Annotated in this window: 21 protein-coding genes and 1 pseudogene; 10 read left to right on the top strand and 12 right to left on the bottom strand. The window is 71.4% G+C overall.

The features are described 5' to 3' along the window. Window positions 1–11: 11 nt before the first annotated feature. The 3 genes from OOK07_RS03565 to OOK07_RS03555 form a co-directional block, all read right to left on the bottom strand. The gene (locus tag OOK07_RS03565) at window positions 12–1,124 is read right to left on the bottom strand and encodes a Gfo/Idh/MocA family protein (RefSeq protein ID WP_266676874.1); all 1,113 of its coding nucleotides are present in this window, start codon (window positions 1,122–1,124) and stop codon (window positions 12–14) included. After that, window positions 1,094–1,804 carry a ThuA domain-containing protein gene (locus OOK07_RS03560; RefSeq protein WP_266676873.1) on the bottom strand — a complete coding sequence of 237 codons (711 nt, stop codon included), beginning with the start codon at window positions 1,802–1,804 and terminating at the stop codon, window positions 1,094–1,096. Before OOK07_RS03560 ends, OOK07_RS03565 begins: the two co-directional genes overlap by 31 nt. Before the next feature lie 112 nt (window positions 1,805–1,916). Next, window positions 1,917–2,780 (bottom strand): class I SAM-dependent methyltransferase, encoded by an 864-nt coding sequence (locus OOK07_RS03555; protein WP_266676872.1) that lies wholly within the window; start codon window positions 2,778–2,780, stop codon window positions 1,917–1,919. Window positions 2,781–2,854: 74 nt separating this feature from the next. Here OOK07_RS03555 and OOK07_RS03550 point away from each other — a divergent pair, with 74 nt between their 5' ends. Together OOK07_RS03550 and OOK07_RS03545 are read left to right on the top strand one after the other, a co-directional pair. Further along, window positions 2,855–3,217, top strand: a complete 363-nt coding sequence (locus tag OOK07_RS03550) for a helix-turn-helix domain-containing protein (protein ID WP_266794942.1) — start codon at window positions 2,855–2,857, stop codon at window positions 3,215–3,217. A gap of 16 nt (window positions 3,218–3,233) precedes the next feature. Continuing rightward, a pseudogene (locus OOK07_RS03545) lies at window positions 3,234–3,626 on the top strand (Rossmann-fold NAD(P)-binding domain-containing protein); the annotation flags it as partial. 191 nt (window positions 3,627–3,817) lie between these two features. Here OOK07_RS03545 and OOK07_RS03540 read toward each other — a convergent pair. Next, window positions 3,818–4,951 carry a S1 family peptidase gene (locus tag OOK07_RS03540; protein WP_406313275.1) on the bottom strand — a complete coding sequence of 378 codons (1,134 nt, stop codon included), beginning with the start codon at window positions 4,949–4,951 and terminating at the stop codon, window positions 3,818–3,820. A 447-nt stretch (window positions 4,952–5,398) separates the two neighbouring features. Between OOK07_RS03540 and OOK07_RS03535 the strand changes: the two genes are divergently transcribed. The 6 genes from OOK07_RS03535 (at window position 5,399) to OOK07_RS03510 (ending at window position 10,899) form a co-directional block, all read left to right on the top strand. Further along, window positions 5,399–6,337: a DUF6807 domain-containing protein gene (locus OOK07_RS03535; RefSeq protein WP_266676869.1), complete on the top strand. Its 939-nt coding sequence runs from the start codon at window positions 5,399–5,401 to the stop codon at window positions 6,335–6,337. Continuing rightward, window positions 6,331–7,092 (top strand): cupin domain-containing protein, encoded by a 762-nt coding sequence (locus tag OOK07_RS03530; RefSeq protein WP_266676868.1) that lies wholly within the window; start codon window positions 6,331–6,333, stop codon window positions 7,090–7,092. Before OOK07_RS03535 ends, OOK07_RS03530 begins: the two co-directional genes overlap by 7 nt. Window positions 7,093–7,170: 78 nt before the next feature. Further along, entirely contained in the window at window positions 7,171–8,454 is a 1,284-nt protein-coding gene (locus OOK07_RS03525; RefSeq protein WP_266794940.1) for an ABC transporter substrate-binding protein, read from the top strand. Continuing rightward, window positions 8,451–9,395, top strand: coding sequence for a carbohydrate ABC transporter permease (locus OOK07_RS03520; RefSeq protein ID WP_266794939.1), 945 nt, complete (start codon window positions 8,451–8,453; stop codon window positions 9,393–9,395). The genes OOK07_RS03525 and OOK07_RS03520 overlap by 4 nt, the downstream gene beginning before the upstream one ends. Beyond that, entirely contained in the window at window positions 9,392–10,261 is an 870-nt protein-coding gene (locus OOK07_RS03515; RefSeq protein ID WP_266676865.1) for a carbohydrate ABC transporter permease, read from the top strand. Before OOK07_RS03520 ends, OOK07_RS03515 begins: the two co-directional genes overlap by 4 nt. A gap of 5 nt (window positions 10,262–10,266) precedes the next feature. Continuing rightward, complete coding sequence (locus tag OOK07_RS03510; protein WP_266794938.1) at window positions 10,267–10,899, top strand: hypothetical protein; 633 nt, start codon at window positions 10,267–10,269, stop codon at window positions 10,897–10,899. Here the strand turns inward: OOK07_RS03510 and OOK07_RS03505 are convergent. The 6 genes from OOK07_RS03505 to OOK07_RS03480 all read right to left on the bottom strand — a co-directional run bounded on the left by OOK07_RS03505 (window position 10,859) and on the right by OOK07_RS03480 (window position 18,207). Further along, a complete protein-coding gene (locus OOK07_RS03505) occupies window positions 10,859–12,385 on the bottom strand; it encodes a purple acid phosphatase family protein (protein ID WP_266801885.1) in 1,527 nt (508 codons plus the stop codon). The two genes, OOK07_RS03510 and OOK07_RS03505, sit on opposite strands and share 41 nt — an antisense overlap. Window positions 12,386–12,516: 131 nt before the next feature. Continuing rightward, window positions 12,517–13,002 carry a VOC family protein gene (locus OOK07_RS03500; RefSeq protein WP_323178066.1) on the bottom strand — a complete coding sequence of 162 codons (486 nt, stop codon included), beginning with the start codon at window positions 13,000–13,002 and terminating at the stop codon, window positions 12,517–12,519. A 72-nt stretch (window positions 13,003–13,074) separates the two neighbouring features. Next, window positions 13,075–13,560, bottom strand: a complete 486-nt coding sequence (locus OOK07_RS03495; RefSeq protein WP_266794937.1) for a helix-turn-helix domain-containing protein — start codon at window positions 13,558–13,560, stop codon at window positions 13,075–13,077. Between the two features lie 516 nt (window positions 13,561–14,076). Next, a complete protein-coding gene (locus tag OOK07_RS03490) occupies window positions 14,077–16,467 on the bottom strand; it encodes an ATP-binding cassette domain-containing protein (protein WP_266794936.1) in 2,391 nt (796 codons plus the stop codon). A 63-nt stretch (window positions 16,468–16,530) separates the two neighbouring features. Further along, window positions 16,531–16,887: a VOC family protein gene (locus OOK07_RS03485; RefSeq protein WP_266794935.1), complete on the bottom strand. Its 357-nt coding sequence runs from the start codon at window positions 16,885–16,887 to the stop codon at window positions 16,531–16,533. 33 nt (window positions 16,888–16,920) lie between these two features. Beyond that, window positions 16,921–18,207, bottom strand: coding sequence for an MFS transporter (locus tag OOK07_RS03480; RefSeq protein ID WP_266794934.1), 1,287 nt, complete (start codon window positions 18,205–18,207; stop codon window positions 16,921–16,923). Between the two features lie 157 nt (window positions 18,208–18,364). On the opposite strand from OOK07_RS03480, the gene OOK07_RS03475 reads away from it, so the two are divergent. Beyond that, window positions 18,365–18,880 carry a hypothetical protein gene (locus OOK07_RS03475; RefSeq protein ID WP_406311229.1) on the top strand — a complete coding sequence of 172 codons (516 nt, stop codon included), beginning with the start codon at window positions 18,365–18,367 and terminating at the stop codon, window positions 18,878–18,880. A gap of 23 nt (window positions 18,881–18,903) precedes the next feature. Here OOK07_RS03475 and OOK07_RS03470 read toward each other — a convergent pair whose 3' ends face one another. Further along, window positions 18,904–19,659 carry a YqjF family protein gene (locus OOK07_RS03470; RefSeq protein WP_266794933.1) on the bottom strand — a complete coding sequence of 252 codons (756 nt, stop codon included), beginning with the start codon at window positions 19,657–19,659 and terminating at the stop codon, window positions 18,904–18,906. A gap of 80 nt (window positions 19,660–19,739) precedes the next feature. Beyond that, window positions 19,740–20,840 carry a LacI family DNA-binding transcriptional regulator gene (locus tag OOK07_RS03465; protein ID WP_405673103.1) on the bottom strand — a complete coding sequence of 367 codons (1,101 nt, stop codon included), beginning with the start codon at window positions 20,838–20,840 and terminating at the stop codon, window positions 19,740–19,742. Window positions 20,841–21,023: 183 nt separating this feature from the next. Between OOK07_RS03465 and OOK07_RS03460 the strand changes: the two genes are divergently transcribed. After that, window positions 21,024–22,079, top strand: coding sequence for a glycoside hydrolase family 5 protein (locus OOK07_RS03460; RefSeq protein WP_266794932.1), 1,056 nt, complete (start codon window positions 21,024–21,026; stop codon window positions 22,077–22,079). Window positions 22,080–22,119 lie beyond the last annotated feature (40 nt).

Below are 22,119 nucleotides of genomic sequence, written 5' to 3'. Positions count from 1 at the left end.
TGCGGCCTAGGTCACCATGACGCGGCCCCGGCCCACTCCTCCACGGCCGTGAGCGCAACCGCGGCGGGCGGCTGCGCCGATGTCGTCAGCTCGATCCGTCGTCCCTCGGCCGACGAGGAAAGGAGCGCGGTCATCGTCTCCAGCACATGCAGGGCGAGATCACCGCTTGCGCGAGGCGGCCGCTGCCCGTCGGCGGCGACGAAGTCGAGCAGGCCGACTCCGCGTGCGCCCGCGACGTAACCCGCGGACGGCGGCAGCGTGCGCCACTGCGTGTCGCCGAGTCCGAAGAGCCGCACCTCGCCGTCGAAGCCGTTGGGATCCGGCACCGAGAGCGTCCCCGTCTCGCCGTGGATCTCGATCGGCGCGGCAGTGGTGGCCACGCCGTCGAAGCTCGTGGTGATCGTCGTCAGGGTCCCGCCCACGTGCTCCAGCACACCGGAGACATGACTGTCCACCTCGACCGGTATCCGCTCGCCCGCGCGCGGGCCGGAGCCGATGACCCGCTCGGTGCGCAGCCTGCTGGAGGCCCCGGTCACGGCACGCACCGGACCCAGCAGATGGACCAGGGACGCCAGGTAGTACGGCCCCATGTCGAGGAGCGGGCCACCGCCGTCGGTGTAGTAGAAGTCGGGGTGGGGATGCCAGCGTTCGTGCCCGGCGGTGATCATGACGGCCGAGGCGAACTGGGGGCGTCCGATCGCGCCCGCCTCGACCGCCGCCCGTGCCGTCTGGATTCCGGTGCCCAGGACGGTGTCCGGCGCGCAGCCCACCCCGACTCCCGCTTTCGCGGCGGCCTCCATGACGGCATGGGCGTCGACGAGGGTGGCGGCCAGGGGCTTCTCACCGTAGACGTTCTTGCCATGGCCGATGGCGCCGAGGGCGATCTCGGCATGGGCCGCAGGGACGGTGAGGTTCAGCACCGTGTCCACGTCCGGGCTGCTCAGCAACTCCTCGACGGACAGCGCCTGGACGCCGGGCAGTCCGGCGGCGACCGCGGCCGACCGCGAGGCGTCGAGATCGGCCACCGCGGTGACGCGTACGGCGGGATGGCCGGCCAGCGTGTCCAGGTACGCGCGGGAGATGACGCCGAGACCTACGACGCCGACGCGGTGCGTGTCGCCCACAGCATGCCCCTCTCGATGACGGTGCGGACGCTCGGGTTCTCCAGCACGTCGAGGCTGTGCCCCGGAGTGGTCACCACGATCCGCCCGGCGCCCCACCGCCGGGTCCAGATCGCCGGAGAGGTGACGGGCCGGTCCCAGGGCTGCCAGGCGCGGGCCGGATGTGTGGTCGTGGCCAGGACGTCGATCAGGTCGTCGTGGAGCACCCAGTACTGCTCCGTGCACAGCTCGAAGTCCTCGACGCCGGCGGTGACCGGATGCTCGCGGCCCAGCTCGGTGATGGTGACGGCGTGCGGCAGGAAGTTGTCCTCGGCCTCTCCCCGGCGCTCGCACGGCTCCTTGCCCGGGTGGACGGCGAACTGGCCCCCCACCAGGTGGAGATAGTCGGAGGACGCACGGAACGAGTCGACGATGCCACCGTGCCAGCCGGTGAAGCCGGTACCGGCCACGATCGCCGCGCTCAGCCCCGACAACTGCTCGGCGGTGATCTGCGACATCGAGATGCACTGCACCACGAGGTCGGTCCCGGCCAGTTCGGCGGCGTCGGCGTAGACGTCCGTCGACTCCTCGATCCGGACGGTGTAACCGCTGCCCTCGAGGAAGGGCAGGAACAACTCCGTTGCCTCGACCGGCCGGTGTCCCTCCCAACCGCCTCGAACGATCAGGGCCTTCTTCCGCGTCATCTTGATCCTCACCCGTAGGACGGAGTCATCACTATGCGCCCGTCGCGCGCGCTCGGAAAAGGGCGGCCGGACAGGCGAAAGTTTCGCGGCCCACGCCGCCGCGCCCGGACGGTCAGGAGGCGGACGACGCGGACGACGCCCGGGCGCCGACCAGCCAGCAGGCCGCCGTGAAGCGGACCTCCTGGCCCTGCACAAAGCCGTCGAACGCGGCCAGAACCGTTTCCAGGACCTGCCGGCGGGTCCGCTCGTCCACCTCGCGCAGGGCCAGACCGACCGGACCGAGCCGGGCGAGGTAGTGGGCCAGTTCCCTCTCGGGCAGAGCACAGGTCACGTCGATCGGCCGGATGTCGATCTCGGCCCAGCCGCTGTCCGCCAGGATGCGGCGGATCCTGTCCGGATCCGCGAAGGCGAACTGCCCGGGCCCGTCCGGGCGCCGGGCGGGGAGGCCGGGCAGCAGAGGTGCCGCGGCGCGTTCGGCCGTCGTCATGAACGGATTCTCCGCAGCGCCGCGCCAGGCGACGAACCGGAGCCGGCCGTCGTCCGTCGAGGCACGGCGGAGATTCTCGAACGCCATCACGGAGTCGTTGAAGAACATGACACCGAAGCGTGAGACGACGAAGTCGAAGGACGCAGGCTCGAACGCGTGATCCTGAGCGTCGGCGCGGACGAAGGACGCCGGAGTCCCCTCCCGCCCGGCCCGCGCCCGGGCGGCGGCGATCACGGGTTGGGAGATGTCGACGCCCGTACAACGCCCCGCCGAAGCGAGCCGCCGCGCGACGGCCAGCGTGATGCCGCCGGTGCCGCAGCCGACATCGAGCACACGACTGCCGTGTCCGGCGGACACGGCATCGACGAGCAGGTCCTCGAAGGGCCTGAACATCTCGTCGAGCACGGGCTGCATCTCGACCCAGGCGTTGCCGCCGGGCCCGTTCCAACGCGCCGCCTGATCGTCGTCGGTCCCGCGGGTGCCGTCCATGAGCGCCTCCTCTGCTTGCCGTCATCGAGCCGGGATGACACCGTGCCACTTCAAGCCGACTTGAGGTGAAGAGGATGACAGACCTGGACATAGCCGAGGTGGCACTCCGCGCCGGGGTTCCCGCCTCGACGCTGCGGTTCTACGAGGAGAGAGGGCTGATCGCCCCGAGCGGCAGGCGGGGTCTGCGCCGTCAGTACGACCCCGGCGTACTGGAGCGCCTTGCGCTGATCGCACTCGGGCGCACCGCCGGTTTCTCGCTCGACGAGATCGCGCGCATGTTCGCGCCGGACGGACGGACCCGCATCGACCGGGAGATGCTCGCGTCCAAGGCCGCGGAGCTGGACAGGACGATCCACGAACTCGGCGCGCTGCGCGACTCGCTGCGCCACGCCGCCGCCTGCCCCGCACCCAGGAAGCGGGTTCCACGGCGCCCGTGACGCCGGTTCGGCAGCGCGCCGTCAGGCCGCGCCCTTCGCCGACGTCGGTCTGCCCACTGTCGACCCGGACGACATCGCCGAGGTGGCCGCCGCGGCGCTGCGCGAGGACGGCCACACCGGACAGGTCTACGAGCTGACCGGGCCCGCCCTCGGCACGCCCCGGCAGCAGGCCGAGGCGATCGGAACCGCGCTCGGCGAACCGGTCCACTTCCACGAGCAGGCCCGGGACGAGGCCCGCGCCCAGATGCTGCAGCTCATGCCCGAGGCCGTGGTCGACACCACGCTCGACATCCTCGGCCGGGCCACGCCCACCGAGCAGCGCATCAGCCCGGACGTCGAGCAGGTCCTGCACCGCGCGCCCCGGACCTTCGCCGACTGGGCTCAGCGGCACATCGCCGCTTTCCGCTGAGACCTCGCCCTCAACGAGGCTCGGCTCCGCGCGCCCTTCCTCGCCGGCCGGCCGTCGGCCCGGACAAGCCCCGTCGGCCCGGACAAGCCCCGCCGGCCCGGACAAGCCCCGCCGGCCCGGACAAGCCCCGCCGGGACGGGCCCCGTCGGTGATCCGCCCGACGGAGCCCGCTCTGTCACCGCAGCGGAGGGTCAGGCGGTGTGCAGGGTCAGCCCGTACCGGTTGAGGATCTCGTTGACGGGCTGGAACCAGGTCTCGCCGCCGGAACCGCAGTTGCCCCAGCCGCCGGAAGTGACGCCCTGGGCCTGGTCGCCGCTGATGAAGGAGCCACCGGAATCACCGGGCTCGGCGCAGACGCTCGTCTTCGTCATCTCGTGGACGGCGCCCTGGCTGTAGTTGACCGTCTCGTTCTTGGCCAGCACCGTGCCGCAGTGCCAGTGGGAGGTGGAGCCGGAGCGGCAGACGGACGCACCGACCGGAGCCTCGGCGGAGCCACGGACGAGCTGGTCGGACACCGTGCCCCAGCCGAGCACCACCGGCACGGTCCACCAGCCGCTGCCGACGTTCACCCACGCGTAGTCGTTGTCCGGGAACGACGAACCCTGGAAGGCGCCGACGTAGGAGTGGTCCCAGCCGTACACCGCCGCGCTCGGCCGGCCGCAGTGCCCGGCGGTGACGAAGCCGCCGTACACCGAAAAGCCTATGGAACAGCGGACGTTGCCGGTGTAGTACGGGTCGCCGCCCACGGTGCCGGCGGCGAAGGTCCGCGGTGCGGCGGAGGTCTCCTTCACGGTGACGGGGCCGGCCCGGCGGGCACTTGCCAGGAACGGCCGGACATCGTTGTCATCGCGGTGCGTGGTGACGACGTTCACGACGACCTTGTTGGTCCTGGCATCGACGTACCAACTGCTCACGCCCGCAGGCGCGGACAGTGCGTCGATGCGTGCCCTGGCCGCGTCGAGTTGCCGCGCGCTGTGCTGTACGAGGCGTACGGTCGCACCGGTCGCGCGTACGGCCCCGGCGTCCGCGCCGCGGGTGACGGCGACGGTCAGCCTGCCGCTTTCGGCGTCGAACCAGGAGCCGCCGTACGACGATCCGGCGACGCGCTTGGCCTTCCGTTCCACGGCCGTCGCCGTCTTCTCCTCGGTCAGACGTGCCTCGGCCTGGCTCTTCGTCAGGCCCAGATCGTGCTGCATCGCGGACAGGAGCTGGGCGGAGGCGGGTGCTTCGGTGGGGCGTGCGGGGGAGCCCGAGGCAGCGGCGGGCAGGCTGCTCGCGGTGGCCCAGGTGCCAAGGAGGAGGAGTGCGGACAGGCTTGTACGCATGGCTGTTGTGCGTCTCAAGGCGGTGGCCCCTTCGTTGTTCCAGCAAGGTGGGATGGAACAGCAGAACTTTGAGAGCGCTCTCACTGGCGTGCGCGGCAGAGCCTAGCCGGGGATCATGAACAGGTCCATGCCAATCTCGGAGTCTCTGCCCGTGCCCGGACGGGTGGCGGATCAAGCGTCGGCGCGTCGCCGATCTGCTCCACGATCTGCTCCCCGGCCTTCTCCGGGATCTGCTTCCTGATCTGCTGGACTTCGGTGCATGGGGGTTGTCCTGACATGCGCCCGCACCTAGGGTCGCCTTCGAGTGCAAGCGCTTTCTGCGTGTGCTCTTCGTTGCCGGTCCAAGGAGCGCCGTATGCCCCCACACCCCGCCCGCCGCGCACCGGGCGACCCGTTCTGCCCGGCCATGCACCAAGACCACCCCCACCGGGCCCCGAAGGAGTGCGCATGAGTATCCGCGTCAGTCACGCGTACGGCGACCACATCGCGGTCGCGGCGCCGGACGGCACCGAGATCCTCCGCTACGTCTACCGTCCCGACCCCGACGCCTTCGAGGCGCGAAAGCCCTACGCGCACCCGGTGCGCACCCTCGCCGGACGCACCGTGACCGGCTATCGCCCCAGCGACCACCGCTGGCACAAGGGCCTGCAGATGACGGCGAGTCATCTGTCCGGACAGAACTTCTGGGGCGGCAACTGCTATGTCCACGGCGAGGGTTACCTGCCGCTGCCCGACCGTATCGGGTCGATGCGGCACGACGGCTTCCCCGAGTTCACGGTCGAGGACGACCGGCTGACGTTCACCGAGGCCCTGACCTGGGTGGAGAACGGCGGCGGCGAATGGGCGCGCGAGGAGCGCGGGCTGGCCGTGCACTCGGTCGACGAGGAGGCCGGCGCCTGGGCCCTGGACTGGTCGATCCGCCTCACCAACACCCGTGACGTGCCTCTCGCGTTCGGCTCACCCACCACGGCCGGCCGGGAGCTGGCTGGCTACACCGGGCTGCAGTGGCGCGGTCCCCGCGACTTCACCGGCGGCACCGCCTTCGGTCCCGACACCGACGGGGGAGCGGGCGTCGACGCGGGAAAGCTGATGGGCACGCAGGGCCCCTGGCTGGCCTTCACCACCGAGCACGACGACGTGGACGCGCACTCCACGCTCGTCTTCGCGCACGCCCCCGAGAACCTCGACGAGCACTCCGCCGTACACGAATCGCACTGGTTCGTACGCTCCGAACCGATCCCCACGGTTGCGTTCTCCTGGGCGTTCTTCGAGGAGTTCGAGCTGCCGCCCGGGGCGTCCTTCGGCTACCGCTACCGGGTGGTGGTCGCCGACGGCGTCTGGGACCGCGACCGCGTCGGCACCCACCTGGAAGGCCTGCCGTGGTGAACGACCCCAAGCCCGCCCTTCCCCATCCACTGCCCGGCGCGGTCGGCCTCTCCCATCTGAGCGCCTACGACTGGGAGGCCGCCGACGGGGTGTGCGGCGGCAGCCCGCATCTGCACCTGGTGTGCACCGAGGCGTACGTCGTCACCGGCGGCCGCGGGGCGGTGCAGACACTGAGCCCCGACGGATACCGGGACATCCCGCTGGAGCCGGGCTCGGTCGCCTGGTTCACTCCGGGCACCGTCCATCGCATGGTGCAGGGCGGCGGTCTGCGCATCACCGTGCTGATGCAGAACAGCGGCCTGCCCGAGGCCGGCGACGCCGTCTTCACCTTCCCGCCCGAGGTGCTCGCCGACCCCGGGACATACGCGGCGGCGGCAACGCTGCCACCCGGTACGGGAGTTGAGACCGAGGCGGCCGCGCGCCGCCGCAGAGACCTCGCCGTCGAGGGCTATCTCGCCCTGCGCGAGGCGCTCGTGGCCGGGGACGACGGACCGTATCTGGAGTTCCAGCGGGCCGCCGCCCGCCTGGTGCGCGACAAGGTGCCGCGCTGGCGCGAGTTGTGGCGGGCCGGCGCGCTGGCCACCGCCGAGCGCACCGGGGCCCAGCTCGACGCCCTCGCGGCGGGTGAGCCCGCGCATCTCGCCGGCGCGACCGCGTACGAGGCCGCGCCCACCCGGCTCGGCGGCTTCGGCATGTGCGGCCGCCGCGACGAGTACACGCTCCCGGGGACGACACTGCCGTACGAAGTCAAGTAGGCGCGTCAGCAGGGTGGGTGAGGGGACGTCAGGGGGGTTCCGGCCGAAAACCCAAGGAGAGGAAGAGGTGACCTCGGCATGCCCGGACACAGGACAAAGGGGTTCTGCGCATCGGCCGCCGCACTCGCGCTCTGCGCGGTGCTGGCCGGCTGCGGGGGACCCGGGGAGTCGGCGGGCGGCGGCAAGGTCGTGCTGCGCTACACGTGGTGGGGCAACCCCGATCGCGCGGCACGCACCGAGCAGGCCGTCGCCCTGTTCGAGAAACACCACCCCGGTGTGCAGGTACAGACGTCGTTCTCGGGATACGACGCCTACAAGCAGAAGCTCGCCATCCAGGCCACGGGCGGCGACGCACCCGACGTGATGCAGCTCGACTACCGCCAGATCGACCAGTACGCCTCCGGACACGTCCTGCTCGACCTCGGCAAGGTCAAGGACGATCTGCGCACCGGCGAGATCGATGCGGGCCTGCTGGCCACCGGCAGGGTGAACGGCGCCCAGTACGCCGTCCCGCAGGGCCGCGGCACCGAGACCGTGGTCTATGACGTGGCGGCCTGGAAGGCGTCCGGGGTGCCCCTGCCGAAACAGGGCTGGACCTGGAGCCAATGGGCCAACGACACAAGGGCGTTGGCGAGGAAGACCGGCAGGCCCGGTGCCACCGACCCCGGCCAGAGCGAGGACGCCTTCGAGGTGTGGCTGCGCGGCCGGGGCAAAGCCCTCTACACCGAGGACGGCAGACTCGGTTTCACCGCAGGCGATCTGACCCGGTGGTGGACCTTCACCGACCGGCTCCGCAGGGAGGGTGCCGTCTCCCCGGCCGGACAGACCACTCAGCTCGACGGCTCCGTGGAGAACACCCCGCTCGGCCGCGGCAAGGCCATCGCGGACTTCAACTGGGACGCCCCGTCCAGCGGTTACCTCGCCCTCGTCAAGGGCGGCGTCGCGCTGGCACCGATGCCGTCGGGCGAGGACGGCACACCCGGCCAGTACTTCAAGCCGTCCATGTTCCTCGGCATCGGATCCCACACCGGCCACCGGAAGGAGGCCGCCGAACTCGTCGGCTTCCTCCTCAACGACGGGCAGGCGGCGGAGATCCTCGGCGCGACCCGCGGCATCCCCGTCAACGAGACCGTCCGCAGCCGGACCGCCTCGCAGCTGAAGGACTTCGACAAGACGGTCGCCGACTTCCAGACGTCCCTGGAAGGAACCCTGAAAAACCCGCCGCAGGCGCCCCCCTCCGGCGACAACGCCCTGCAGACCACCTTCCAGCGCGACTACGACCAGGTGTCGTACGAGCGCATGTCGCCGCGCGAGGCGGCCCAGAACTACGTCACCGAGGCGAAGGCGGAGCTGAGGTCATGACCACCACCGACATCCCCGCACCCACGGCCCGACCGCCCCGCCCCGCAACCGCCCCCAAGCGCCGCCCCAAGCGCGAACGCGAGGGCGCGGCCTGGGTGTTCCTGTCCCCCTGGGTACTCGGCGCGACCGTCCTGACGCTGCTGCCGATGGCTGTCTCCCTCTATCTCTCCTTCACCGACTACGACCTGTTCAACGCGCCGCACTGGGTGGGCCTGCGCAACTACACGCAGATGTTCACCGAGGACCCGCGGTACTGGCGGTCGGTCGTCACGACCCTGACGTACGTCGTGATCGCTGTGCCCCTGCAACTCGCGCTCGCCCTCGTCGTCGCGCTCGCCCTCAAGACCCTCAAGCGCGGCAAGGGCTTGTACCGCTCCGCCTTCTACGCGCCCTCGCTGCTCGGCGCGTCCATGTCCGTCGCCCTCGTCTGGCGGGCCGTCTTCAACGACGGCGGCACCGTGGACAACCTGTTCGGCACCGGCGGCTGGGTCAACAAGCCCGGCTGGTCGCTGGTGGCCGTGGCACTGCTGACGGTCTGGCAGTTCGGCGCGCCGATGGTCATCTTCCTGGCCGGACTGCAGCAGATACCCGCCGAACTGTACGAGGCGGCAGCCGTGGACGGGGCCGGCACCTGGCGGCAGTTCCGGTCCGTCACGGTGCCGATGCTGTCCCCGGTGCTCTTCTTCAACCTGGTCCTGCAGACCATCCAGGCGTTCCAGGTGTTCACGCCCGCCTTCGCGGTCAGCGGCGGCAAGGGCGGCCCCGCCGACTCGACCCTCGTCTACACCCTCTACCTCTACGACCGGGGCTTCGTCGCCTCCCACATGGGCTACGCCTCCGCCATGGCCTGGGTGCTGCTGCTCGCCATCGGCGCCGTCACCGCGGTGCTCTTCCGCACCTCGCGCTCCTGGGTCTTCTACGCCTCCGAGGGGGACCGATGACCACCACTGCCCCAACCGCCCTGTCCCGCAAGCCCGTTCGCTGGGGCCGGATCGCCGTGCACCTCGGCTGCCTGGCCGCCCTGCTGGTCATGCTCTACCCGCTGGCCTGGCTCCTCGCCACCTCGCTCAAACCGGCCGACGAGGTCATCGCCAGCCTCGACCTGCTGCCCAGCCACCTGGAGTGGTCGAACTACAAGACCGCCCTGGACGGCGTGAACGACGTGTCCATCTGGCGGCTTCTCGGCAACTCGCTGCTGATCGCGGGCGGTGCGGTCGTCGGCAACGTCATCAGCTGCTCGCTGGCCGCCTACGCCTTCGCAAGGCTTCGATTCCGCTTCCGCGGGCCGATGTTCGCCTTCATGATCGCGACGATCATGCTGCCGCACCACGCGGTGCTGATCCCGCAGTACATCCTCTTCAACAAGCTCGGCCTGGTGAACACCTACTGGCCGCTGATCCTGCCGAAGTTCCTCGCCACGGAGGCGTTCTTCGTCTTCCTGATCGTGCAGTTCATGCGCGGGCTGCCGAGGGAGCTGGAGGAGGCGGCGCGCATCGACGGCTGCGGACCGTTCCGCAGCTTCTTCCAGGTCATCCTGCCGCTCACCCGCCCCGCACTGATCACCACGGCGATCTTCACGTTCATCTGGACGTGGAACGACTTCTTCACCCAGCTGATCTACCTCTTCGACCCGGACAAGTTCACCCTCACGCTCGCGCTGCGGTCCTTCGTGGACGCCTCCAGCCAGTCGGCGTTCGGCCCGATGTTCGCCATGTCCGTGATCGCGCTGCTGCCGATCGTGCTGTTCTTCCTCGCCTTCCAGCGGTTCCTGGTGGAGGGCATGGCCAGCTCCGGACTGAAGGGGTGAACGGCATGAGCGGCACACGGACGCGCGAACCGGGTGAGGTCTTCGGGCCGCGCATGACCCTGTTCGCCGACATGCTGAGCGTCGGCCTCGCGACGGCGGCGGCCTGTCTGCCGCTGGTGACCTCGCCTGCCGCGCTGTCGACGGCGTGTGCGGTGCTGCGGGGCGCGCGGGAGGACCAGCCCGTCACCGCGGGCCGCTATCTCGCCCTGTTGCGGCGGCGCCTGCGCGCGGGCGACCTGGTGGCGGGGGCCGTCGCCCTGGCGGGCGCGCTGCTGTTCGCCGCGGACCTGGCGCTGGCGGGGGCGGGGCTGCCCGGGGCGCCCCTCTTCGCGGTGGTGGCCGCCGCGATCGGCGGGTGCGCCGCGCTGGTCGCCCTCAGAGCCTGCGCACGCCCCGAGTCCCTCGACGACTGGCCGGCCGCCCTGCGCGCGGCCGCGCGGGATTCGGTACACGACGCGGGCGGCAGTGGCCTGGTGCTTCTCGCGGTGGCGACGGCTGCGCTGTGTGCGTGGATGCTGGTCCCGCTGGCGTTCCTGGTGCCCGGGCCGCTCGCGCTGGCGCTCACGGCAGTCGACGTACGGTGTGCCGCTTCGAGGCTCACGGAGCCTGCAGGGAAAGCCGGTTCGCCGGGCGGGTGATGCCGGACAGGTCGCGGACCGTCATGCTGTTGCGGTCCGCGACCGAGCGGCCGAGCGCATGGTGCGGCCACAGCCCCGCGGCCACGCGGCGGCTGCGCTCGCCCCATTCGCGGGCCGCGGCACCGCGCGCCTTGTAGTGGTTGACGGCGAACCCGCCCGAATGGATCCGCACCAGGCAGAAGCCGCCGGGGTACTCCTTGACCGCACTGACCTCCTGCATCGTGACGTGCGGGGCCTGCGGCAGCACCGTGCGCTTGTTGCGGTGGGTGTGGCCCGCGTGATGGAGGAAGACGCCGGGTGCGCCGGCATAGGCGTCGAGGATGGAACGGGCCTGACGACGGCCGAGGCGCTGCCCGCCCGTCACCGGGAAGACGGAGTCCCGCACGGCCAGCGGATGATGCCCGAACACCACGGTGGGCTGGTCCTTGGCCTCCCTCAACCGGGCCCGGAACCACGACAGTTGCTCACCGCCGAGGCCGCCCGAGTCGGCGCCGTTCCCGTCCTTCTCGTAGGTGTCGAGCCCGACGATCCGCAGACCGCCGAGGTCGCGGGAGAAGTACGACGGCCCGTCGCCGTCGAGAAACCCGTCGCGGAAGGAGTCGCCGCAACCGCCGGCACAGGAGCGGCAGTTGCCGTGCCCGGGGCGGTCGTGGTTTCCGCGGACGACGAAGTAGTCCCTGCCGTGGATGCCGAAACCGTCCAGGATCCGCTTGGCCTCGGCCAGGTCCTGTGCCCCGCCGCCGGCCGAGATGTCCCCGGCGGCCAGCAGCACGTCCGCTCCCCGCAGCCGGGCCTCCTCGACCACCGCGCGGCTCATGATCTCCGGATACGGCGCCAGTCCCTGCTCCTGTCGCACCCCGCGCAGCAGGGGAACGCCGGTCACCAGACCGGCGGTCGTCTCACCCAGGTGCAGGTCGTTGCAGAGCGCGATCGACAGCAGATGCCGCCCCGGCGGCGGCTGCGGTGTGGTGAACGAGTACGGGCCGCCGCCCGAGCCGAGGCCGTGCCGGTTGGTGCCGACGGCGTTGCCGCGGACCAGATGCAGCGGGGTGGGTGTCGCGGCCACACCCCGCGAGCGGGCCTGGTAGTAGTACGTCTGCCCAGGCTCCAGGTCCGTCAGCTCCACGTAGTGGTGCGCCACCGGCCCCTCCTCCGCCGCGACGCGGTTGAGGCGGCCGGGGCGGGTGCCGTAGACGACCTCGCCCTCCGTGACCGCGGGCAGCATGTGGCCCAGGCCGTCGTCGCTGCCGGGCACTCCCGTGTACCAGGTGACGACGGCGCGGTCCTCGGCCAGGGTGACGAGCTCCAGATGGATCGCGGCCAGGCCGTCACGGTGACGATGCCTGCCGCGGCCCGCCGATCCGCGCAGGGCATCGGCGGCCGTCCGCAGCAGGGCGGGCGTGAGGAGGGCGCCGGACCGCAGGACCTGACAGGGATCGGGCAGGGTCTGCAGGGCGGCGAGGGGAGCGGACAGGCAGCAGCGCATGCCCAAGTGTGCCCGCACGCGGTGAACGACGGCTGTGACGTCCGCGGCGAGGGAGGGTACGGCGTGCGACAACTCCCTGGTCGGCCCCCATGGCACACCGGGGTGGCGTGGGCAAACTCACGCCGTGCGGTTCAGCGTGGTTCGCCACGATAGGTACCGAAGTTCCACCTGTTGCCTTCCGGGTCGCGTGCGGCGAAGTCGCGGGAGCCGTAGTCGGTGACGTGCAGGTCTGCGGTGATGTCGGCGCCGGCGGCCCTGGCGCGGGCGTGGACGGAGTCCGGGTCGGCGGTGACGACGTAGGCGCTGAAGGCACCGGGCGGCGTCGGGCCCGTACCGGGCTCGTGCTCCTCACGGACCGATCCCAGCATGATGCCGCCGCCCTCGGGCCAGCTGAGCTGGGCGTGCTGGACCACGTCGCCTTCGCCGTACACCACGGTCTCCTCGAAGCCGAAGGCGTCGACGAGGAAGCGGATCAAAGACCGGGCGTCGTGGGCACGCAGGGTGGGCCAGACCTGAGGGGCGGGGGGCTGCCCGGTGGGGCCGGACGTGTCGGAGCTGGTCGCGTCGGACGTACTGGTCGCGTCGGACGTGCTGGTCGTGTCTGATGTGCTGGGCATGGTGGTGTGCCTCCGTCTCGCGGGTGCCTGCCTGGATCGGCCTCCTGGCGTGGCCGGCCGGCATCACCAGCGTCACGCGGGCGGGACGTGCCCGGATTGGATGTTTCGGAACTCCTGCGCCAGCCAGTCGCTCGGCGAGCAGGAGGCGAGCGCCGCGAACTCGCGGTCGAGGTGCGACTGGTCCGCGTAGCCGCAGTCGGCGGCCAGGCCCGCGAGGTCGGGCCGGCAGGGGCGGCTCGCCAGACGCCGTCGTGCCAGGTCGAAGCGGATGACGCGGGCGGCCGCCTTGGGGGTGAGACCGATCTCGGCGCGGAAGCGGTTACGCAGGTGCCGCTCGCTGACACCGGCGTCGGCGGCGAGCTTGTCGACGCGCAGCCGACCGCCGGCGGACAGCAGCCGCTGCCAGGCACCGGCCACCGGAGCGGCGGGGACGGGCCCTGTGCCGTTGTGCAGGGACATGCGCCGAACCAGCCAGTCGTCGACGACGGCGAACCGGGCCGCCCAGCCGGGCGCCTCGCGCACCTTGTCATGGACCTCGCGCACGACCGCGCCGAGCACGTCGTCGGCGTACAGGTCGGTCCCGGCCAGCTCCCCCGCCGGCAGCCCCAGCAGGACGCGCGCGCCGAGCGGGCTGAGCGCGACCTGGATGCCGGACTGCCGCCCGGGGATCTCGATGAGCGCGGGCGTGTGAGGTGCAGGCCGCCCAACAGGGTCGGATAGTCACCGCGGGCGGCGCCCGGATCGGGATGGGCGGCGATGGTCAACGGTTCGTCGAGGGTGATGATCAGTGTCAGCCACGGTGACGGCAGCCCTCGATGCCGGCCGTGCGGGACGCCGCGCTGACGGTAGCCGGAGTACCACCCGACCAGCCCCCGCAGAGGCGGCGCGGGGACCCCCCGCACCGACTCGTCCACCATCTCGCCGCCCACCGGTCCATTCTCGCGCGCCACGGGCCCGGCTGCTCCCTCCAGGAGGCCAGGAGTCCGGCGAGGCGAGCGTCGGCATCCATGCGGCCACGGCCGGCCTTGGCCCTTGGCCAGGGTCAAGGCCGGCCAGGAGGTGGGTCGCCTCGCATCAGGCGCCCACGTACCCCGCGAGGTGCTCGCCGGTGAGGGTGGAGCGGGCGGCGACGAGGTCGGCCGGGGTGCCCTCGAAGACGACACGGCCGCCGTCGTGGCCCGCGCCGGGGCCGAGGTCGATGATCCAGTCGGCGTGGGCCATGACCGCCTGGTGGTGCTCGATGACGATCACCGACTTGCCGGAGTCGACCAACCGGTCGAGCAGACCGAGGAGTTGCTCGACGTCGGCGAGGTGAAGGCCGGTGGTCGGCTCGTCGAGTACGAGGACGGAACGGCCGCCGCCCTTGTCCGCCATGTGCGTGGCCAGCTTCAGACGCTGCCGCTCACCGCCGGAGAGCGTGGTGAGCGGCTGACCGAGGGTGAGATAGCCGAGCCCCACGTCCGCGAGACGTTCGAGGACCTTGTGCGCTGCCGGGGTGCGCGCCTCGCCCTCGGCGAAGAACTCCAGCGCTTCCGACACCGGCATCGCAAGCACCTCGGAGATGTCCCGGCCGCCGAGGTGGTATTCGAGCACCGACGCGTCGAACCGCTTGCCCTCACAGTCCTCGCAGGTGCTGGCTACCCCCGCCATCATCGCCAGGTCCGTGTAGATGACCCCGGCGCCGTTGCAGGTGGGGCAGGCACCCTCGGAATTGGCGCTGAACAGCGCGGGCTTGACGCCGTTGGCCTTGGCGAACGCCTTACGGATCGGCTCCAGAAGACCGGTGTACGTCGCCGGGTTGCTGCGCCGCGAACCCCGGATCGGGCTCTGGTCGACCGAGATCACCCCGAGCTCCTCGGGGACCGATCCGTGCACGAGCGAACTCTTCCCGGAACCCGCGACGCCGGTGATCACGGCGAGCACGCCCAGCGGGACGTCCACGTCGACGTCCCGCAGGTTGTTCGCCTTGGCGCCGCGGATCTCCAGGGTGCCGGTGGACTTGCGCACCGTGTCCTTGAGCGAGGCCCGGTCGCCGAGGTGGCGGCCGGTGACGGTGTCGCTGCCGCGCAGCCCGTCGAGGGTGCCCTCGAAGCAGACGGTGCCGCCCGCCGTACCGGCGCCCGGGCCGAGGTCGACGACGTGGTCGGCGATCTGGATGACCTCCGGCTTGTGCTCCACGACCAGAACCGTGTTGCCCTTGTCCCGCAGCCTCAGCAGCAGTTCGTTCATGCGCTGGATGTCGTGCGGGTGCAGGCCCGTCGTCGGCTCGTCGAAGACGTACGTGACGTCGGTGAGCGAGGAGCCGAGGTGGCGGATCATCTTGACGCGCTGTGCCTCGCCACCCGACAGGGTGCCCGCGGGCCGGTCGAGGGAGAGATAGCCGAGGCCGATCTCGACGAACGAGTCGAGGGTCTGCTGCAGCGCCGTCAGCAGCGGCGCCACCGAAGGCTCCGCGAGCCCGCGCACCCAGTCGGCGAGATCCCGGATCTCCATCCGGCAGGCGTCCGCGATCGAGATCTTCTTGATCTTCGAGACACGGGCGTGCTCGGCGAGCCGGGTGCCCTCGCAGTCGGGGCAGGTGGTGAAGGTGACCGCCCGCTCCACGAAGGCCCGGATGTGCGGCTGCATCGCCTCCTTGTCCTTGGACAGCATCGACTTCTGGATGCGCGGGATCAGACCCTCGTAGGTCATGTTGATGCCCGCGATCTTCATCCGCGTCGGCTCGCGGTGCAGGAGGTCGTGCAGTTCCTTCTTGGTGAACCCGCGGATCGGTTTGTCCGGGTCGAAGAAGCCGGACTCCGCGTACAGCCGTGAGTTCCAGCCGCCGCCGGTGTATCCGGGGATGGTGAAGGCGCCGTCGTTGATCGACTTGGTGTCGTCGTAGAGCTGGGTCAGGTCGAGGTCGGAGACCGCACCGCGGCCCTCGCAGCGCGGGCACATGCCGCCGACCTTGTTGAAGGTGACCTTCTGCTTGGCGCCGCCGCCCACGGAGATCGCACCGGCCGCCGAGACCGAGGGCACGTTGAAGGCGAACGCTCCGGGCGGCCCGACGTAGGGCTTGCCGAGCCGGCTGAACATGATCCGCAGCATCGCGTTGGCGTCGGTGGCGGTGCCGACCGTGGAGCGCGGGTCGGAGCCCATCCGCTGCTGGTCGACGCTGATCACGGTGGTCAGACCGTCCAGGACGTCGACCTCGGGCCGCGTCAGGCTCGGCATGAAGCCCTGCACGAAGGCGCTGTAGGTCTCGTTGATCAGCCGCTGGGACTCCGCGGCGATGGTGTCGAACACCAGGGAGCTCTTGCCCGAACCGGAGACGCCGGTGAACACCGTCAGTCGGCGCTTCGGGATCTCGATGCTGACGTCCTTGAGGTTGTTCTCGCGCGCGCCGTGCACGCGGATCAGGTCGTGGCTGTCGGCGGCGTGCAGCGCGGACGACTGCGAGTCCGTCCTCTTGGCCGTGGTCATCGTCTCTCCATCTGTCGGGCCGGGGCGGGGAGCGGGCGCCGGTGGCCGGCGGGGGACCGGGGCTCAGCGGTCCTGCAGCAGCCCGAGGACGTTGCCGTCGGGGTCGGTGAAGGTGGCCGGCGGATGGCCGCCGCCGACGTCGTGCGCGGGCTCCTTCACGGTGGCACCCGCGGCGGTCACCTCGGCGAGTTTCCCCTCGGTGTCCGGCACCTGCCAGTAGGTCACCGGCGAGGTCACGCCCTGCGGCCCGCCACCCGGCACCAGCCCGATGTGCCGGCCCCCGGCCTCGAAGCCGACGTAGTGGGACTCGTCGGCCACCGGGGGCACGCCCAGCAGGGCGGCGTACACCTCCCTGGCGGCCGCGACGTCGGTCACGGGGTGCAGCACGGTCCTGATTCCCTGAGTGGGTGAGCCGGCCATGGTCACTCCTGAGGTCGTGGTTCTGCGGTCACGTTATCCGCGGTCCGCGGACCGGCGCTTCTCGATTCCTGATCGGTTCCGGAACCCGTCCGGACCGTGGTTCGCGCGCCGGGCCGCCAGCAGAAGGCACGCGATGGCGCCGAGCACCACCGTGGCGAGCCCCGATCCGCCGAGTGTCGCCCGCGGGCCCAGCGCCGCGATGAGCGGTCCGCCGAGCGCCGTGCCGAGCGGCGACGCGGTGAGCAGTACGGCGTTGCCGGCCGCGAGCATCGCGGCCAGGTGCTGTGGTGGCGACTTCGTCTGCATGAGCGTCACGGAGAGCGCCACGAACGGTCCGTAGATCACACCGCCGAACGCGAAGCACGCGACGGTGACGGCCGTCGGCACGTCCAGCCCGAACGGCAGCAGCGAGAGCCCCCAGGCGATCACGATGCCCACCGTCACGGGCCACAGGGGCAGCCGCCGCAGTGCGCCCACCCCCAGCGAGCCGAGCACGGCGCCGAAGCCGAACAGCATCCAGTACAGGCCCAGGAGTGTGCCGGGGGCGTGCAGGTCGTCGGTCACATGCAGCGGCAGGGCCACCTCGACCGGGCCGTACAGCAGGTTGAAGAACCAGGTGAGCGTCAGCAGACCGAGCAGCTCGGGACGGGAGCGCAGCAGGGCGAGCCCGCCGCGCGCGGCCGCCCGGTCGACGGGCGAGACGTGCCCCGACTCCGGCAGCCGGGTGCGCACGACGAGCACCACGAGGAACACGTAGGTGAGGGCGTCCAGGCCGAGCACGAGCGCGGAGCTCACGTACGTCACCAGCACACCGGCGACGGCGGGCCCGGCGATCGTGGCCGCGAAGTTGAGCGAGCTGACGAGGGTGTTCCCGGCGAGCCGCCGGTCCTCCGGCAGCAGCTCGGCGAGCAGCGTGTACTTGCCCGCGCTGCCCCAGGCGTGCAGCAGTGACGAGAGCGCGAGCAGTACGACGTACAGCGGCGGCGACAGCAGTCCGGTGAACCGGGCGAGCGGCACGGCGCCGAGGAACACTCCGCGCACCACGCTGTCGGCGATCAGCAGCCGCCTGGCCGGCACCCGGCGCAGCCGGCGGCCCAGCACCAGCGCGCCGAGCACACCCGGCAGGGTGTACGCGGCGACCGCGCCACCGACCCACAGCCCCGCGCCGGCCTGCGGAGCGAGCTCGATGGCGAGCCACGCCACCGCCACGAAGCTCATGCCGTCCCCGAGGCTGGAGACACCGAAGCCGAGGATCAGTCGCCTGAACACCCGGTCGACGAGGACGGGCCGGTAGGCGGAGGGAACGAGACGTCGGATCACCGAGGTCACGCCAGGCCCGGCCGGAGGGCCGGCGCTTCTCCTTTCCTGCATCGTCCTGCCTCCGGGGGCCGGTGAACAGCCGTCGGTGTTCACTCGTACCCCTGTGGTACGCCTGTCCGTCCGGGGCGGGCGCAACGGCGCCGACAGGGAGACGCACGTGTCACCGCAGCCATCACGAGGACGCACGGTACGCATCCCGCCCACGACCCGGCTGGTGCGCGGCGCGACCATGGCCGGCAGCCTGGCCCTTCTTCCCCTGACCGCCGCCTGCACCGCAGGAGAGGACGACGACGCCGCACGTTCCAGGCCGGTCAGGACGGCGGGGGCGGTGGTAACGGCAGCTCCGGACGCGGGAGTTGTGGCACCGGCGAAGGTCGAGGTGATCGCCGGCCCGACCGGCTGCAAGGCCAGGATCCGCGTCGAGGCGGCGGAACTGCGCCAGGGCGTCTGCCACACGGAGAAGTCGGACTACGTCATCACCACCTTCCCCGAGGCCAGGTTCCAGCAGGTCTGGCTCGAGAGCGCCGCCATGTACGGGGGCAGGTACCTCGTGGGCTCCCGCTGGGTCGTCAGCGCGGAGCCGAAGACGCTGGAGACGTTCCGGCTCAGGCTCGGCGGGACCATCGAGCAACTGGGCGGCGGGGACCCGGCGGCGGACCCGAGCGCGTCGTAGGAGCGGCTCCCGGGCGCATCACACTAACGGTCCGGGACCGGGGCCGGCCGCACGGTGGAGGGGGCCCCGAAGCGGACCGACACACCCGGCGAGTAGAGCACGCTGACCGGCGGCTGCGGCATCTGCGGCAGGCCGGCCGCGGTGATCAGGTCGTCGTCCAGGCCGAGGAGTTCGGCCCGGTGCAGCGGCCAGGGCGCGTGCTCGTTCGGCAGGTGCACGGTGCGGCCGTGCCACGGGACGTGCATGCCCCACCGGGCGGTGAGGAACAGCTCCAACGCGGTGGGCCGCGCTATCGGAGCGGCGGGCCGCACCACGATCCGGCTCGTGGGCCCCCGGCCCGCGCGCCGTCCACGACGGCAGGTGTAGGTGAGCACGCCGTTCTCGCGGCGCAGGCGCATCGACGACCACACGTACGGCAGGCGTACGCCGAACCGGCCCGTCAGCACGGGCAGCAGCCGGCTGGCGTCCAGCGACCGGAACACGACACCTCGGCGGCCCTGCTCGTCCACCGAGTACAGCCGTACGTTCGTCTCGCAGAACGTCCCGAGATACGGCAGACCCGGCCCGGGGCCGAGGCCCACGCCGCGCATCAGGAACGGTACGAGGCCGACGTAGGTGACCCCGTCGAGGGTGTCCGGTCGGGTCCCGGCGGGCAGCAGAGCGCCCACCCGCTCCGGCTCCACCGGCCAGTGCAGGAAGGTCAGTTCGTGCCAGCCCTGCACCAGCGCCGGCCGACGCACGGGCCGCGGGGTGGACGGCGTGATCGGCTCGGTCTCCATGGTCCAGCCTTGTGGCACGCCGGAGGCGGCCGGCCGCTCGAACGGGCCGGGGTCTCCTGGCGTCGTGCCCAACGGCACAGTCACGGACGCCGGCCGGGCGGCGCTGCGGTGCTGTCTCTGACGACCAGGGTGGTCGGGACGAGATCGGTGCCCGCCTGCGAGCCGCCGTGGGCGCGGATCTGCTGGAGGGCGCCCCGGACGCAGCGGCGGCCGACCTCGGCGAAGTCCTGGTGGACGGTGGTGAGGGGCGGAACGAAGAAGGCGGCGTCGGGGATGTCGTCGAAGCCGACGACGCTGATGTCCGCGGGCACGGTCAGACCCCGTTCGTGGAAGGCGCGCAACAGCCCGAGCGCCATCTGGTCGTTGGAGGCGAACACGGCCGTGCAGCCGGGTTGCGCGGCGAGCGCCAGACCTGCCGTGTAGCCGGACTCGGCCGACCAGTCGCCGTGCAGGGGCGGCGGCACCGGACGTCCCGCCGCCTCCAGCACGGCCCGCCAGGCCTGGGTGCGACGCTGGCCGGCGAAGGACGTCTCGGGGCCGGTCACGTGCCAGACCGTCCGGTGGCCCAGGTCGAGCAGATGGCTCACGGCCTTGCGCGCTCCGTCGGCCTGGTCCGTGTCGACCACGCTGTAGCGGTCGCCGGCGTCGGAGTCCACGACGACCACGTGCACGCCGGGCGGCAGCTGCACCGTGGCCGTGTCGAGCAGATGGATCTCCATGATGACGATGACGGCGTCGACGGCCAGCTCGCCCATGCGCGTGAAGGCCCCCAGCACGTTGTCCTGGGTCGGGACGTCGATGGGGATCAGCGTGATCGCGTACCCCTCGTCCGCGGCATGCGTGGCGATCGCCTCCACGGTGCGGCTGTTGCCCGTCGAGGACAGGCTGAAGAGGATCACGCCGATGGTGTTGAACCGGCCGTATCGCAGGGCGCGCGCGGCGCTGTTGGGCCGGTAGCCCAGCTCCCGCATCGCCGCGAGCACCTGCTCCCGGGTCGAAGTGATCACTCCGGAATGACCGTTGGAGACACGGGAGACGGTCTGCGACGACACGCCCGCGAGCTTGGCGACATCGGCCATGGAGACACGCTGCTTGCGGCGCCCGCCCGGTACGCCGGAGCCGCCCCGCTGCGCACCGCCGGCAGGTGCGGAGACCCGCTGCGGCCGCTCGTTCAGGTCCATGCCTGCACCACTCCCGTCTCCGTCGACGAACCGGAATGTTACGCGTGGGACATCTTGACGGCCGCTGGAGCGGATGCCACGATTCCGGCGCCGCCGAGTTTACGTAAACATCCGTTGCCGCGACAGCTCACGTTTACGTAAACACGCGGGGCGCCGAGCCGCCACCTCCCGAAAGGCACGTCGATGAGCAAGACCCCTGCCGAACGCCGCCTCACTCCCCGGCTGCGTACCGCCTGCGTGGCGGTCGCGATCGCCGCGATCAGCGGTGCGACCCTCGCCGGTACCCCCGCCTCCGCCGCCGCGCCGAAGAACACGTCCCAGTTCAAGGGCGTCAACTGGGCCGACCCCCGTGACAACTACGCCAACGACCCCGTCGTGCTCTCCGGCCTGTCGCTCTCCGACAGCTACGCCCAGACATACGCGAAGGCGAGCCGGGTCATCTCGGCGTTCCGCGCCAACCTCGGTGCCAACACCGTCCGGCTGCCCATCAACCCGTACACCGTGAACGGCTCGTACTGGAAGTCGTACCGCGGTGTCATCGACGCGGCGTCGGACAAGGGCTTCAAGGTCATCGTCTCCTACTGGGAGGGCACCGGAGACAAGAAGGACGGCTTCATCGACGACGAGGCCACCTACTGGCCGATGTGGAACACCGTCGTCAAGACCTACAAGCACGACAGCCACGTCTACTTCGAGCCGATGAACGAGCCCCACGGCTACACCGACGCCCAGTGGGCCGACCTCGCCGCGAAGTGGCTCGCCACCTATCGGTCCGTCCCGCGCGACCGGGTCTTCGTCAGCGGCGCCGGCTACAACGACCACGTCACCTCGGTCTGCGCCGACCCGCGGCTGAAGGGCACCTATCTGTCGCTGCACCACTACGGGTTCTGGAAGGACTACGCCACCTACGACCAGTGGGTGTCCGACCTCAAGGAGCGCCTCGGCACCTGCGCGAGCCGCACCGTCGCCGACGAGTTCGGCGCCCCGATGACCACCGGCTTCGACTACGACAAGCCGGACGCCACCAACAACTCGGTCAACTTCATCCAGGCCGACACCGACACCTTCCGCAAGCTCGGAATGGGGTCCGTCTACTGGCCCGGACTGCGCACCGACGACACCTACTCGGTCCAGAAGCTGACCGGCCCGGCCGCCCGCCCGTGGCTGGCCACCACCAACCAGTCCGGCGCCGACCGCCTCGCCTGGGCCTGGGGACGCGGCAAGCCGGTCCAGCCCTGACCGGCCCCCTCGCGGACGCAGGACGGCCCCGGACCCGATC

The organism is Streptomyces sp. NBC_00078 (assembly GCF_026343335.1).
Lineage (GTDB): Bacteria > Actinomycetota > Actinomycetes > Streptomycetales > Streptomycetaceae > Streptomyces.
Note: the sequence above shows the minus strand (reverse complement) of the source record. Positions and strands in the feature narration are given on the sequence as shown.